12 protein-coding genes are annotated in these 14,590 nt (G+C 59.6%); 8 read left to right on the top strand and 4 right to left on the bottom strand.

The features are described 5' to 3' along the window. Positions 1–3: 3 nt before the first annotated feature. Positions 4–642: a winged helix-turn-helix domain-containing protein gene (locus tag PTE30175_RS12315; RefSeq protein WP_338044440.1), complete on the top strand. Its 639-nt coding sequence runs from the start codon at positions 4–6 to the stop codon at positions 640–642. Next, positions 639–2,015 carry an ATP-binding protein gene (locus PTE30175_RS12310; RefSeq protein ID WP_150697351.1) on the top strand — a complete coding sequence of 459 codons (1,377 nt, stop codon included), beginning with the start codon at positions 639–641 and terminating at the stop codon, positions 2,013–2,015. Before PTE30175_RS12315 ends, PTE30175_RS12310 begins: the two co-directional genes overlap by 4 nt. Positions 2,016–2,102: 87 nt before the next feature. On the opposite strand, the gene PTE30175_RS12305 is transcribed toward PTE30175_RS12310, so the two are convergent. Then, positions 2,103–2,882: an extracellular solute-binding protein gene (locus PTE30175_RS12305; protein WP_150697350.1), complete on the bottom strand. Its 780-nt coding sequence runs from the start codon at positions 2,880–2,882 to the stop codon at positions 2,103–2,105. On the opposite strand from PTE30175_RS12305, the gene PTE30175_RS12300 reads away from it, so the two are divergent. The 3 genes from PTE30175_RS12300 (at position 2,881) to PTE30175_RS12290 (ending at position 6,886) form a co-directional block, all read left to right on the top strand. After that, the gene (locus tag PTE30175_RS12300; protein ID WP_150697349.1) at positions 2,881–3,321 is read left to right on the top strand and encodes a hypothetical protein; all 441 of its coding nucleotides are present in this window, start codon (positions 2,881–2,883) and stop codon (positions 3,319–3,321) included. The genes PTE30175_RS12305 and PTE30175_RS12300 overlap by 2 nt on opposite strands. 160 nt (positions 3,322–3,481) lie before the next feature. Continuing rightward, entirely contained in the window at positions 3,482–6,409 is a 2,928-nt protein-coding gene (gene ppc / locus PTE30175_RS12295; protein ID WP_224788739.1) for a phosphoenolpyruvate carboxylase, read from the top strand. Between the two features lie 87 nt (positions 6,410–6,496). After that, the gene (locus PTE30175_RS12290) at positions 6,497–6,886 is read left to right on the top strand and encodes a Rid family detoxifying hydrolase (RefSeq protein WP_150697348.1); all 390 of its coding nucleotides are present in this window, start codon (positions 6,497–6,499) and stop codon (positions 6,884–6,886) included. A 459-nt stretch (positions 6,887–7,345) separates the two neighbouring features. Here the strand turns inward: PTE30175_RS12290 and PTE30175_RS12285 are convergent, their stop codons facing one another. Next, positions 7,346–8,776 (bottom strand): amino acid permease, encoded by a 1,431-nt coding sequence (locus PTE30175_RS12285; protein ID WP_150697347.1) that lies wholly within the window; start codon positions 8,774–8,776, stop codon positions 7,346–7,348. Between the two features lie 316 nt (positions 8,777–9,092). Then, positions 9,093–10,331: a MalY/PatB family protein gene (locus PTE30175_RS12280; RefSeq protein WP_150697346.1), complete on the bottom strand. Its 1,239-nt coding sequence runs from the start codon at positions 10,329–10,331 to the stop codon at positions 9,093–9,095. 123 nt (positions 10,332–10,454) lie between these two features. On the opposite strand from PTE30175_RS12280, the gene PTE30175_RS12275 reads away from it, so the two are divergent. After that, positions 10,455–11,333 carry a LysR family transcriptional regulator gene (locus PTE30175_RS12275; protein WP_150697345.1) on the top strand — a complete coding sequence of 293 codons (879 nt, stop codon included), beginning with the start codon at positions 10,455–10,457 and terminating at the stop codon, positions 11,331–11,333. Between the two features lie 81 nt (positions 11,334–11,414). Here PTE30175_RS12275 and PTE30175_RS12270 read toward each other — a convergent pair whose 3' ends face one another. Next, the gene (locus PTE30175_RS12270; protein WP_191629016.1) at positions 11,415–12,818 is read right to left on the bottom strand and encodes an aminotransferase-like domain-containing protein; all 1,404 of its coding nucleotides are present in this window, start codon (positions 12,816–12,818) and stop codon (positions 11,415–11,417) included. A gap of 139 nt (positions 12,819–12,957) precedes the next feature. On the opposite strand from PTE30175_RS12270, the gene PTE30175_RS12265 reads away from it, so the two are divergent. Together PTE30175_RS12265 and PTE30175_RS12260 are read left to right on the top strand one after the other, a co-directional pair. Next, entirely contained in the window at positions 12,958–13,842 is an 885-nt protein-coding gene (locus PTE30175_RS12265; protein WP_150697343.1) for an HpcH/HpaI aldolase/citrate lyase family protein, read from the top strand. Continuing rightward, complete coding sequence (locus tag PTE30175_RS12260) at positions 13,839–14,588, top strand: glutathione S-transferase N-terminal domain-containing protein (RefSeq protein WP_150697342.1); 750 nt, start codon at positions 13,839–13,841, stop codon at positions 14,586–14,588. The genes PTE30175_RS12265 and PTE30175_RS12260 overlap by 4 nt, the downstream gene beginning before the upstream one ends. Positions 14,589–14,590 lie beyond the last annotated feature (2 nt).

Genomic DNA, 14,590 nt, shown 5'->3' with positions numbered 1-14,590 from the left:
GATATGCTGGTTTCCGCCGGCATCGTGGCGGGTTTGCGGGTCCACGGCTTGACCGTTGACGCGGTCAGCTCGGCCGCTCAGGCGTCGCTTGCGGCGTCGGCGGGCGATTTTGACGCGTGCATCTTGGATCTGGGCCTTCCGGACAGCGATGGCGTGGACTTGCTGGTCAAGTGGCGAAACTGCGGCGTTCGACTGCCCGTGCTGATCCTGACCGCACGAGCCGCGCTGGAACACCGGGTGAACGGCCTGCGATTGGGCGCGGACGACTATCTACTGAAGCCGTTTGAGCTCGACGAACTGATCGCCCGGTTGTACGCGATCGTGCGCCGCACGAGTGGATGGTCGTCCGACAAGCTGACCCACGGACGCGTCGTGCTGGAAACGACCACGCGAGAGGTGTTCCTCGATGGCAGCCACGTGCCGATGTCTCGCCGGGAACTGGCCGTGCTCGAAGCCCTGATGCTGAACCCGTCGCGTGTCCTCACGACCGACCAGCTCCATGGCAGCGTCTACGGCTTCTCGGACGGCGTCGAGAGCAACGCGCTGAACGTCCACATCCACCACTTGCGGCGGAAACTCGGTCAACAGATCGTCGAAACCGTGCGTGGCATCGGATACAAGCTGGGAAGCCCGGCGCCATGAGTTTGAGGACACGGCTGGTCCTGCTGATCGGCGGCTCACTGGTTCTGATCTGGTCGGTAGTGGCGATGTGGATGCTGGTCGACATTCATACCGAAATGTCGACGGCCTTGGATCAGCGTCTGGTGGCGTCCGCGCGCATGGTCGCGGGTCTGGTCAAGCAGATGAAGATCGATGCGCCCTATACGGACGACAAATACCAGCCCCTGACCATCATCGGTCGCGATGGACTCGAATGCGAAGTCAGTCAGGTGCGCGGGCAGGTCACAGTGGATCTGGCCAAAACCAAGGGCTCTCCAGAACTGAGTGGTTTGGCGCCGGGGTACGAAACGATCCGACACGGTGGACGTTACTGGCGAACGTACGTGCTGGTCGATGGTGGCTATCGGATCGCGACGGCGGACTTGCTGGATAACCGGGAGACGCTGTCCCGCGACATCACGCTCGCCGTCGCATTGCCGTTTGCATTTGCCTTGCTTGGTAGCATCGCTGTGCTTTGGTGGGGTATCTCCAAGGGACTTCACCCGCTGGAGCGCGTGCGACGCAGGCTGGCATCCATGGGGCCGGCCGAGAGCGGTCCGATCGAGATGGGCCCGGTGCCGGCCGAGCTCAAACCGTTGACGGATACGATGAACCATATGCTCGGCATGGTGAAGTCCATGGTGGATCGGGAACGCCGGTTCGTCGACGACGCGGCTCACGAACTTCGAACACCGCTAACTGGAGTGAAAACGCATCTGCAGGTGCTGCGAATCTTGTCGTGCACCCACCCTGACAGAGAGGCTGCACGACAGGCACTGGACAGCGCCGACGAAGGGGTGCGCCGACTCCACTACACATTGGAGCAGCTCTTGATACTCGCCCGTCTTGAAAATAGCGAATGCCAGTCTGGCCCGGCGTCATCGGCCGTCGGTGAGTCCGTGCGTACGACCATCGACGAAATCTCCGTGTTACCTGCGGCCAGTTCGCGCGTGGTACTTCAGTTCGATGCCCAGGAGTCGGCGCGGGTTGCGGTGCCGAGCACGATGCTGGTGATCGCGCTGCGAAATTTGCTGGAGAACGCCCTTCGGTACGCACCGGGAGAGTCGCCGATCGTGATCTCGGTCGTTTGCGACGGCGACAGCCATGTGGTGCTCACCGTAAAGGACGAAGGCCCCGGACTGACCGAGGACGAATGCCTTTTGGCGTTGCAACGGTTCTGGCGCAAGCCCGGCGCAGCGACGACAGGGAGCGGTATGGGCCTTTCGATTGTCGACGCGATCGCGCGACGTTACGGAGGATCCTTCGAATTGGGGCCGGGCAAGGACGACGTCGGTCTTGTGGCCAGCCTCAGGTTGCCGAGCACTGATGGCGTTGAAGTGCGATCGTCGCACTGATCGGGCGCGACCTGAGGCAATAGATGATTAGGGCGTCGCGAGCGTCCTGCCTTGAGCGGCAGGACGCTCTGTCAGTCGGCGACGCGGTTACCGACCGTCCCATCCCCATTTTGCGAAAATGGCCGCGCCAGCTTTCGATTTGAGGAATGTCACGAAATCCTGAGCTTCAGCCCGCGCAGTGCCCTTCTTGGTAAGAACGACGCCCGCATCACGATAAACGCGGTACGGCTCCTCGATATTCACGACTTGAGCCGCGTCGGGATTGGCGACTTGCCAAATGTTCCAGATTAGCCAGGCGTCAATGCTTTTGTCTTGGGTCCAGTCCGCGAGGGCGACAGCGCTGTTCGCGGCTTCCGGGAGCTTCAGATTCTTGCGGAAGGCGCTCAACGTTGCGATATCCCCGGTTCGGCCCGCGACGTCTTCCCAAAGCCCCACTTGGCCGGCGCCCGCCACAGCCATCACCTTGACTCCCGGCTTCAACAAATCCTTGAAGCCCATGATCTTCTTCGGGTTGCCGGGGCGCACCAGAATGGCTGCCGGACGTAGATAGAGCGGTTCCGCACTTGCCAGATCGAACGAACCGGGCAATGCGCGCGCGAAGTCGCTCATCATGTTTTCCGCGCCGCTATAGATGACGTCGGCGTCCTGCTTGGCCTGATCGACCCACTTCGGCGTGGGGCCGGCCACCACGTTGACGTCCACGTGGTGCGTCTCACTGAACACCTTGGCGGCCTCCTTCATGACGGGGGCGGGGCCGCCGGGCCCGTACACGTGGATCACTTCGGCGGCATGCGCCGTCATGCAAAGCACAGCGGCGAGCGAAGAGGCCGCGACGTAAAGACTGATTTTCGGGAAGCGATGGTTCATGGATGAGGTTTGGAAGTGTGGCTATTGGAACGAAGCATCCGTGGCGTCAACCACGCCGAACTCGGATGCGGCATTTGCTACTGCAGACAACGTTGGTGCAGCCGCGCACGACAACGCGCTCACAAACGCTGCCAATTCGGTGCGGTCCGCGGAAGTGCGCAGCGGTAAAAGCGAGCGGTCTCGCAACGGAATCGTCAACGTCATCTCTGCGAACGTTTCACCGCGTCCATATATTCCATCGCATCCCGTTCAGCTTTCAAGAAAGCTTTTCTTTAAGCCGGGAAACTTAATCTCGATCGTCTTTGCGAACCCGGGAACTGTGAATCAACGCTCAGGACCTGCCGATGCATATGTGGAGTTTGCCCGCCCGCTGCGAAGCGGTCATGCAGATCGCCGTGAAAAGGCGAGTGATCTTTTCTATCTCGCGACAAAAGAATAACTTGTTTGTCGCAGGGGCCTAAACATCCAACAATTGCTGACTGCTTTTCACAATTGACGTTCAACGCGACCGCCAATGTTTGCCGCCAGATCGCTTCTCAGAACCGCAGCGTCAAGGCCGTGATCCCGGCAACGCATGCGCAGGGAATAAGGGGAGATTGATGGGACGTTATCTGGCGCTACTCGCGGTCAACCAGTCCAGGTTTGGAATGAACAAGATCGCCCCCATCGGGACGGACACTGTACGCGCCCTGGCAGGAGACGACCAAAGCGTACTTCATCGCCAGGCACAGGACCAGGAAGATAAAGACGCCCCACTGCGTGACGACATCCGCTTTCTGGGCCGCCTGCTTGGCGACGTATTGCGCGAACAACAGGGCGACGATGCTTATCAGCTTGTCGAAACCATTCGCCAGCACGCCGTGCGTTTTCGCCGCGAAGGCGACAACAATGCCTCTGATGCGCTCGACACACTGCTGACGGACATGCCCAGCGAGCAAGCGATCTCCGTGGTGCGCGCATTCAGCTATTTCTCACATCTGGCCAACATCGCCGAGGACCGTCACCACAACCGGCGTCGTCGTGTACACGCCGTTGCGGGGAGCGGACCCCAGCCTGGCAGTCTTGCCTGCGCGTTGTCGCGAGTGATCAAGAAGCGCGGCAATTGCACCACAGACCTTCAGGCGTTCTTCTCCAGCGCCCAGATCGTGCCGGTGCTGACGGCACACCCTACCGAAGTGCAGCGAAAGAGCATTCTCGATGCGCAGCGCAAGATCGCCCACCTGCTCGCTGAGCGCGACGTTGCGCTCACTGCGCGTGAGCGATCCCGCAATACCGGGGCGATGCGGGCCCATGTCACCACGCTCTGGCAGACACGTATGCTTCGCAGTTCGCGCCTGACCGTGGCCGATGAGATCGAGAACGCGCTGTCGTACTACCGCAGCACGTTCTTGACGGAGATCCCGGCGCTGTATGCTGATGTCAGCGCCGAGCTGGCCGAGGCCGTGCCCGACGTGAAGCCCCAAGCCTTGGGCCGCTTCTTGCAGATGGGTAGCTGGATCGGCGGCGATCGCGATGGCAACCCGAACGTCAGTGCCGAGACGCTGAAACTGGCCATCACGCGTCAGGCCACAGAAATCTTCGCTTTCTATCTGGAACAGGTGCACTTGCTGGGCGCTGAGCTGTCAGTCTCGCAACTGCTCGCCGGCGCCAGCGACGCCCTGCTCACGCTGGCTCGCCGCTCGCCCGACGACTCGCCGCACCGTACTGACGAGCCGTATCGCCGCGCGCTGATCGGCGTGTATTCCCGACTCGCCGCAGCCGCTCGCGAATGGGTCGGCCACGTGCCGCATCGCGGCGCGGTTGGCGACGCCAACGCCTATCTGGACGCGAGCGAATTCGTCTCCGATCTGAATACCGTTGTCGCATCGCTCGTGGCGCATCACGGCACAGCGCTGGTCTCGCAACGCCTTGGACCGTTGGTGCGCGCGGCTGAGGTGTTCGGCTTCCATCTTGCCAGCGTCGATCTGCGCCAGAGTTCGGATATCCACGAAGCCGTGATCGAGGAGCTATTTTCCAAGGCAGGCGTGGTTCAGAACTATTCGAACCTCTCGGAAGCAGAAAAGCTCACGATTCTCACGCGCGAACTACAGAGCCCGCGCCAACTGTTCTCACCGTACCTCGATTACACGCAACGCACGCGCGACGAGCTCGCCGTGTTCGAAGCCGCCCGCGAGATCCGCGCCCGCTTTGGTTCGCGCGCTGTCCGCAACTACATCATTTCGCACACGGAGACCGTCAGCGATCTGGTCGAAGTGATGCTGCTGCAGAAGGAAACTGGCCTGATGCAGGGCGCGCTCGGGACGGCTGGTAGCGATGCACGCATCGGCGTGATGGTGATCCCGCTGTTCGAGACGATTGCCGACTTGCGCAACGCCCCGGCCATCATGCGCGAACTGTTCGACATCCCCGGAATGGCTGGGGTAATCACCGCGCAGGGCGGCGAGCAGGAAGTCATGCTCGGCTATTCGGACAGTAACAAGGACGGCGGTTTCCTGACGTCGAACTGGGAGCTGTACATGGCCGAACTGGCACTCGTGCGCCTGTTCGACGAGCGCGGCGTGCGCCTGCGCCTCTTCCACGGCCGCGGCGGCACCGTCGGTCGCGGCGGTGGCCCGACGTATCAGACCATCCTGTCGCAGCCACCGGGCACCGTGAAGGGCCAGATCCGTTTGACGGAGCAAGGTGAAATCATCTCCAGCAAGTTCGCAAACCCGGAGATCGGTCGACGCAATCTCGAGGCGATCGTCGCGGCCACGCTCGAAGCCACGCTGCTGCCGAGTCGTAATCAACCGGACGACCTGCCCGCCTTCGAAGACGTGATGCAGCAACTCTCGGACAACGCTTTTGCGTCGTATCGCGGGCTGGTGTACGAAACCCAGGGCTTTGCCGATTACTTCTTCGCAGCCACACCGATCGCCGAGATCGCCGAGCTGAACATCGGCTCGCGTCCGGCGTCGCGAAAGTTCTCCGACCCGAAGAACCGTCGCATCGAAGACCTGCGCGCGATTCCGTGGGGCTTCTCGTGGGGCCAGTGCCGCCTGCTGCTCACCGGCTGGTTCGGCTTCGGCAGTGCCGTGGCGGGTTATCTGGAAGGCGCGGCGACGGACGCCGAGCGCCAGACCCGCCTGGACATGCTGCAACGCATGCATCGTCAGTGGCCGTTCTTCGCGAACCTGCTGTCGAACATGGACATGGTGCTCTCGAAGACCGACCTCGCCGTGGCCTCACGCTACGCCGAGCTCGTGCCGGACGAGACGCTGCGTCGCACCGTGTTCGACCGCATCGTGCGCGAGTGGGAAGCCACCACGCAGGCGCTCGCTCAGATCACCGGGAATACCGAGAGACTGGCCGATAACCCGTTGCTCGCCCGCTCGATCAAGAACCGCTTCCCGTATCTCGATCCACTCAACCACTTGCAGGTCGAGCTGCTGCGCCGTCACCGTGCTGGCGCATCGGACGAGCGCGCGCGTCGCGGCATTCACCTGTCGATCAACGGCATCGCAGCCGGCCTGCGCAATACGGGCTAAACGCCTAATCGAACCTTGAGGGGACGGTATGCGCGATGCCTGGCAGTCCGCCTCGAGGTCGCACCAGATTTCACGAAGAGGATGGATATGACCCACACGACTATCAAGACTGACAATGCTCCGGCCGCCATTGGACCTTATTCGCAAGGCGTTGGACTCAGCGGCCTCGTGTTTTGCTCGGGGCAACTGCCCGTGGCGCCGGACACGGGTGAGGTTCCTGTTGGTATCGGGGCGCAGACGCACCAGAGCCTGAAAAATGTCGCCGCAGTACTCGCTGCAGGTGGTGCATCGCTCGATTCGGTCGTCAAGACGACCGTTTTCGTCAAGGATCTCGGGCAGTTCGCCGAGATGAACAAGGTGTACGCCTCGTACTTCGGGGAAAACGCACCAGCCAGATCGACCGTCGAGGTTGCGCGCTTGCCGAAGGACGTTCTCGTCGAGATTGAGGCCATTGCTTACGTCACGTCGAGGGCATAATCACGGCCGAAGAAAGGAGCGGCGGTAAGTTGCCGCTCCCATAGCTTCCGGCGGCGCATTCCGGAGGTTGCCTGCCGTCGCCTACTTGGGCGCAGCCAGGCTGATCTCGGTATTCGCGTTCTCGTACGATTCCACCGCGATCGGTTTCCCGATAACCACCGCGTACACGCCGGCGGCATTTGCCGAAACTGCGGAATCTTTTCGCAGAGGCTCATCCTTCTCGTCGCGCAGCCCCCTATCATCGTGCGTAGTATGGATTGTGGCAGTGGGTTCGTGGTTGCGTGTAATGCGTGTCGCGAAGAACGAGCTTGTTTGGCACCCGCGAGGCAAGATTGCAGAGCAAAAAAGAAAATTTCCACCTGAATCATCTCGTCCCCCGAGCCTTGCGTGCACGGCTGGGGGGACGAAACGTGTAGGGAAGTCTCGCGGGGAGCGGTCAGTAACTACTGCGCTCTCGTTTCAGAGGCTCTTTTGAGGTTGGAGTTCGGTGCTGGCTTTGAGATCGGCCAGCTTCTCATTTCTGATGTAGAAGCGATAAGCAACAGACACGACCGCTACCCACACGCCCGAGACGACGAGGGACATGCGCATATCCGGAAGCGCCGCAATGCACACCATCACTACGGCCACGAAAACGAGAACAATATAGTTTGCGTAAGGGAAGAACGGCATCTTGTACGTAAGACTATCCACCTCGTTGTTCTTGATCTTGATCTTTCGGAATTTCAGATGACTGAGGACAATGGACGTCCAAGCGCACACCAAGCCGAACACCGTCACCGACGAGAAGAGTTCAAATGCTTTCTCGGGAATCAGGAAGTTCAGGAGCACACCGGCGAACATTGCAATAAACACCAGCATAACAGCGCGAGACGGAACGTTTCGACGATTGACCGTCCCGAGGAAGGCAGGTGCATTCTTCTGCAGAGCCAGGTTGTAGAAGGTTCGACTGTTGGCAAAGACGGAGGAGTTGACTGCCGACAACACTGCAGTAGTGACCACCAAGTTCATGATCGATGCTGAGGCCGGAATGCCGATTCGGCTGAAGACCTCCACAAAGGGACTCCCTTTGGTTGTCAGTGCGGTCCACGGGAAGATTGTTACCAGAACTGCGATGGCACCGATGTAGAAGATCGCGAGACGCCAGAAGGTGGCGTTGACGGCCTTCGGCATGGTGGTCTTCACATCCTTCGCCTCCCCGGCAGCAAGCCCGAGATTCTCGACGCCGCCGAAGGCAAAGGCGACCATCACGATAGACAGTACCGTGCCAGTTAATCCCTTGGGGAAGAACCCGCCATGATCCGTCAGGTTATGAAATCCGACGGGGGTGCCGTTATTGCCGATGCCGAAAAAGATCATCGAGAGGCCAAAAATGATCATGGCGACGATCGCGGCGACCTTGATGATCGAAAACCAAAACTCGGCTTCTCCGTAGAATCTCACACCAATCATGTTGACCGCGAACATTACGGAAACGGCCGTCAATGCCGTGACCCAGATCGGGAGGTGGGGAAACCAGAATTGTGCGTAATGTCCCAAGGCGTTGAGCTCAGCGGCGCTGCCGGCCAAAAGGAAGATGAACGCATTCCAGCCGTTAAGGAAGCCGGCGAAGCGATGGATGTATCGATTTGAGTAGGAAACGTACGATCCCGATACAGGCTCCGCGACCGCCATCTCGCCGAGCGCCCTCATGATGAAGTAGATGGCCACGGCCGCGATAAGGTACGTGAGCAAAATCGCTGGACCCGCAGTCTTGATCGCCCACGAGGAGCCGTAGAAGAGGCCGGTACCGATGGACCCTCCGATGGCAATCATTTGAATGTGTCTGCTGCTGAGATCTCTCTTCAGATCTTCTTTCTCATAACCATGATTGTGGTTGTTCTCATTCATGTCTCAACTCCTGCTGGGTCTTGGTGCACGTGTTAGATGAAAATTCGCTTCTCAACAACCAGAGCTTTCTATTTCTTTTGTTCGTCAGTTTTTCTTATTTGAAAAACTGCGGGCGCAGCGATCCCGTCCTTTTGCGCCCATTGAATGGCGAAGGGTCTGGTTTTAGTGACGAACTCGCTGGTTATTTGGGTGTGTCGATCTGGCGCTTGCTGGGGGCGCTGAGTTCCTTCGATCTACGGTAAAAGCTATAGGACGGAGGGGAAGGCTTTATTTGACTGATTTGTTGCCTGACGGGATTTCCCCCTCCGTTTGTCGGTTACAGCTCGGAGATTGAGCTCAGCAGACGCTGGATGGCTTCATCCACGGTCGAACGCGGGCACCCCAGATTGACGCGCATATAGCCGTGTCCCTCCAGACCGAACTTCTGCCCCTTGTCCAACCAGAGACGAGCCTTCGTCAGCATGAATCGATTAAGCTCCTCTGCGTTCATACCCAGCTCGCGACAATCCATCCAGGCGAGATAGAGGGACTCGGTCGGCAGTACCTTGATCTTGCTCGTGGCGTTGTTAACCGAATCGGCAAAATGCTTGTGGTTTTGACGCAGGTAGACGAGCATGTCCTCGAGCCATGGCTCACCGTGAGTGTAGGCAGCTTCGGCGGCCACCATGCCGAGGACATTGACCAGCGGGAACATGTTGCGATCGTACTGACGCGCGAGCTCCGCGCGGAGCTGACGGTTAGGCACAAACAAGTTGGCGCTCTGCAGCCCGGGCAGGTTGAACGTCTTGCTCGGCGCCGTGCACGTGATGCTGTTGTGAGCAAATTCGGGGCTCAGCGACGCAAACGGAATGTGCTTCTTCGCCGGATTCAAGATGAGATCTTCGTGAATCTCGTCGGAAATAACGATAATGCCGTGTCGCAGGCAAATCTCACCCATGGCACGGAGCTCGTCTTCGGACCAGATGTTCCCGGTCGGGTTGTGCGGGTGACTCAGGATGAACAGCTTGGTATTGCTGCGGATGCTGGCTTCAAAGGTCTTCTCATTGAAGCGATACCCGTCGTCCGTGCGCTCAAGCGGCGCGAACGCGAGGTGACGGCCGTTGAGCAGCACATCGTTGTGGAAGTGCGCGTACACCGGCGGCTGAATCAGGATCGAGTCACCCGGTGCCGAAAACGCCTGAATCGCGGTTTTGAGCGTGGTAATAATGCCTGCGGATTGCAGCACCCAGTCCTTCTGCACGTCCCATCCGAAACGCTTCCGCTGCCACTCGATAACGGCATTGACATAGCTGTTGGTAGCGCCGCCGGGATATCCGAAGACCCCGTGGTCAACCGCCTCATGAAGGGCATCCAGAACTGCCGACGGTGCCTTGAAGTCCGTGTCGGCTACCCACATTGGAAGCGGGTCCGCTGCCGCTTCATCCGCAGCGAGAAGCTGGGCTGCATATGCCCACTTCATGGAGTTGGAGTTCTTTCGATCGACGACCTCATCGAAGATCGAGGTGCTGTCATTGCTTGCCATGGACGCCTTCAAGACGGCGGTGGATTGTGTCATGTCGTAGCTCCTGCATTTTTGTCCGGTGACCCTCCACTTCGGTGGATCTCGAACGGAGAGTAGCATCGACAAACTATGAACAGAAATGGTAAAATTTCATAAATCAATGACACGGAGGCATGAATGCTCGACCGTCAGTTTCTTGCCATTCTCAGAGAGGTTAATCGCATGGGGAGCGTGACGGCTGCCGCCGAACGGCTGAACGTGACCCAGTCCGCACTGTCGCATACCGTACGACGCATCGAAGAGCAATACCAGGTAAAGATCTGGATCAAGCAGGGGCGGGGGCTCCGGTTCACGCAAGCTGGCGAATATCTGCTTGATCTGGCGGAGCGATTGCTCCCGCAGCTTGATCTTGGTGAGAGGGTGCTGGCCGATTTTGCCATCGGGCGGCGAGGGCTATTGCGCGTCGGCATGGAGTGCCATCCGTGTCAGCGCTGGCTCATGCGAAAAACCACGCAATACCTGTCCGCGTGGCCGGACGTCGATTTCAACGTGAGAACAGCATTTCGCTTCGATGGGGTGGCGGCACTTCTTGGGCACGAGATCGACCTGCTCGTAACGCCCGACCCGGTGAATATGCCTGACCTCATATTCGTGCCCGCCATTGACTACGACCTCGTCTTGGTTGTTCATGAGGAGCATCCGCTGGCCGGCCGTAACTGGATCTCCCCCCAAGATCTCCAAGACGAAGTACTGATTACGGTGCCGGTGGGTATCGAGCGGCTCGACATCTTCACACAGTTTCTGATACCGGCTCAGTGCCGCCCCAAGCGACACAGGACGGCGGAGACGACAGACTTGATGCTGCGACTGGTGGCAGCCAATCGAGGCGTTTCGGTATTGCCCGACTGGCTCGTTCGGGAGGAGGGCGCCGATCTGCCGATTCGGACTGTCCAGTTGGGGAAGCGGGGGATACGGAAGAGCATCAATCTCGGCGTCCGCAAGGGCGAGGAGAGCGTCGCCTATATCGCCGGCTTCCTGGAGCTTGCCAAAGATTGAGCCGGCTCAGCCGGGGGGAGCGGGGCGCGAACGATCCGCTGATCGCTCAACGCGTATGCTCGCAGCGCTTTAGGTCTGCCTTTACACGCACATGTCGATGGCACTTCGCCCCAACCACTGGAGGGCTTCGTCGAGCGACGCCGACCACGCGTGACTGCAATTGAGTCGGATGAAGTTTCGATATCTCCGGCGCGCGGAAAAAATCGGGCCGGGAGCAATGCCGATGTCACGGTTCGCCGCGAATTCGAAGAGCTTGAACGAATCGACCGCCTCCGGCAGTTGGATCCAGAGGACGAAGCCTCCGGCCGGTCGCGAAAGACGGGTCTCGCTGGGAAAGTGGCTGGCAATCGCGCCCGACATCTGGTTCACGCGCTCCTGCAACTGTTGCCGGAGATTCCGCAAGTGTCTGTCATAGGCATTATGAAGCAGATAGTGGGCAATAGCGGCTTGTGGGGGAACCGATGTGCCCAACGTCGTGGCGAACTTTCGGTTTGCGATAGCTTCGCGGAAGCGACCCGCCGCTACCCAGCCAATCTTGAACCCTGGCGCAAGGCATTTGGTGAACGAGCCGCAGTGCAGAACCATGCCGTTTGCGTCGAAAGCCTTGGCGGCGCGGCTCTTCAGCAAATCAAACTGCAACTCAGCGTACACGTCGTTCTCCACAAGCGGCACACCGTGGCGCAAAAGCAATTTTACCAATTCGCGCTTCTTTGCCTCCGGCATGGTGAAGCCCAACGGATTCTGACAGTTCGTCATTAGCAGGCACGCCGCCACCTTGTGACGCGAAAGCGTTCGATCCAGCACGCCCAAGTCCAACCCGTCTTGCGGATCGGTGGGCATCTCAAGCGCGTTAAGGCCTAGTTGCTTGAGCAATTGCAAACCCGAGAAGAACATCGGCGAATCGATCAGAACCAGATCGCCCGGATGCGCGACAGCCTGTAGCGACAAGCTAATTGCCTCCATGCCGCCGCAAGTAATGACGATTTCGTCCATGGGCACAACGTAGCCCATCTCAAGGTAGCGCTTTGCGATGGCCCGCCTCAATGCTGGCAGCCCTAGTTGTAGATCCACCAACGTGTCGCCATAGCTGCTTTGTCGACTGGCGGCGCTCAGCGCCTTGTTCAGGCTCTGCATTGGAAAGAGTGAAGGGTCGGCGAAGGATGATCCGAGCGACGTTACCCGCGCACCGACCAGATCGCCAAGCGTTTCTCTCATTCGTTCGCGCGGATCGGAGCGAACGACGCTCGGCCGAGTCAGGCCAACACGAGGGAGCTGTGTCGATATCGGACCTCGGGCGCGCACATAGAATCCGGATTGTGGTCGGGCTTCGATCAGCCGGCGATTCTCCAGCACGGAATACGCCTGCACGACAGTGCCTTTGCTGATCTTGCGTTGCGCGGCGGCCGTTCGCACCGAGGGCAGAGGGTCACCAGGGCGTAGGGAGCCATCGGCAATCAAGTTGGCCATTTCCTCGACGATTTCCATGTACCGCGTCATACGCCCTCACGTGTGGCAAGCAAGTCGCATCAACTGTACCAGTAATTTACTCATCCATCTGTCACTGTACCAACATGCCGCTCGTTCTTAAAGTCGACCTTGTCGTTCAAACTTACAAGGAGACTTTATGGAAAACGCCCCTCATTCCATTCCGCGTCGCAGCATGCTGTTTGTCCCGGGCCTGCGCCCCGATCGCGCTCGCAAGGCACTCGCTTCGGGCGCGGACGTCGTATGCATCGATTTGGAGGATGCGGTTGCGGTCAGTCACAAGGACGATGCCCGCAACTTGACGTTGCCCCTGTTCGCCGAGCCGAATCCATCCGGCTGCGAGCGGGTGCTCCGAATCAACTCGCTGGACACGACGCACGGCTTGCGCGATGTCGAGGCAATCGCCAGTCTCGCGGACGTTCCCGAAGCCGTGATGATGACCAAGGTACGGTCGGCCGCCGAGGTAAAGCTTCTCGATGAACTTCTGCAGGGTCGTGCAGCTTCCATCAAGTTCTATGTGACGCTCGAAACCAACCAGGGCTTGGAGGACGTGTTCGATATAGCGGGCGCAAGTCCGCGCATGGCGTGTCTGCTGTTCGGCGAAGTGGATCTTTCTGCGGACCTGCGCTGCAAGCGCACTTCCCAAGCGCTGCTATACGCTCGCTCCCGGATGGCTCATGCCGCTGCCGCCTTCGAACTGGACGCGATGGATGTGCCGCACATCAATCTGGAGGACATGGATGGACTTCGGGTTGCGGCGGAGCACGCGGCCGAGCTCGGTTTCACCGGCAAGGCATGCATTCATCCAACGCAAGTTTCTGTCGTCCATGAATATTTCACGCCAAGCGCGGAAGAAGTCGCTCTCGCCGAACAAGCTGTTGCGGCCTTCAAGGAGAGCGGTTCAAGCGGGCTAGCTGTGCTCAACGGCCTGATGCTGCAAAAGCCGGTGCTTCGATCGTCGCAGCGAATTCTTGCGCTTGCACGCCAAGGTGGCTTGCTGCTCGAGGACGAGGTGAGGGCATGAGCGCGGAAGCCATCCTTTACGAGTTGGCCGCCGCGGACGACACCCGTTTCAGTCCGTTTTGCTGGCGCACGCGCTGGGGACTGCAGCACAAGGGGCTCTCCATCAAATCCGTTCAGATTGGTTTTCCGGACATCGGTGAGCTTGGCGGCCCGCGCCGCACGGTTCCGGTCATCCAAGTCGGCGATGCGTTCGTCGAGGACAGCTGGGACATCGCGGTGTTTCTGGACGAGCGCTTTCCCGATCGCGCACCTCTCCTGGGGTGTCCGCTAGGGCAGGGCGCAGCGCGCTTCGTGGAGTGCTTCACCGACAAAGTGATTCACCCGACCATGTTGCGTCTCGTATCGAGGGACGTATTCGACCGGATGAGTTCCCATGATCGCCCGTACTTCCGTCAGACCCGAGAAGTGATGCTTGGGTGCACCTTGGAGGAGGCACAGGCCACGAGAGATCAGACGGTGCACGCGTTCAGGAAGGCCATCCATCCGATTCGCCTGACGCTCAACAAACAACCGTGGCTCGCTGGCGAGGCCCCCGGCCACGCCGACTACATCGTACTTGCGGCATTCCAGTGGGGGCGTCTCGCCACCGACTTCAAGGTGCTCGAGGACGACGACCCGATCGCGAAATGGTTTCAGCGCGGGCTGGATCTTCACGATGGCTTCGGTCGCAAAGTGCATCCAGACGACGGCGGCCCCGGATTCGCAGGCGTAGACCACTGGGAGAAGCGGGCAGCATCGGCTGCATGACG

Origin of the sequence: Pandoraea terrae (assembly GCF_902459695.1) — a bacterium.
Classification (GTDB): domain Bacteria; phylum Pseudomonadota; class Gammaproteobacteria; order Burkholderiales; family Burkholderiaceae; genus Pandoraea; species Pandoraea terrae.
This window is presented reverse-complemented; position numbering and strand designations above follow the sequence as displayed.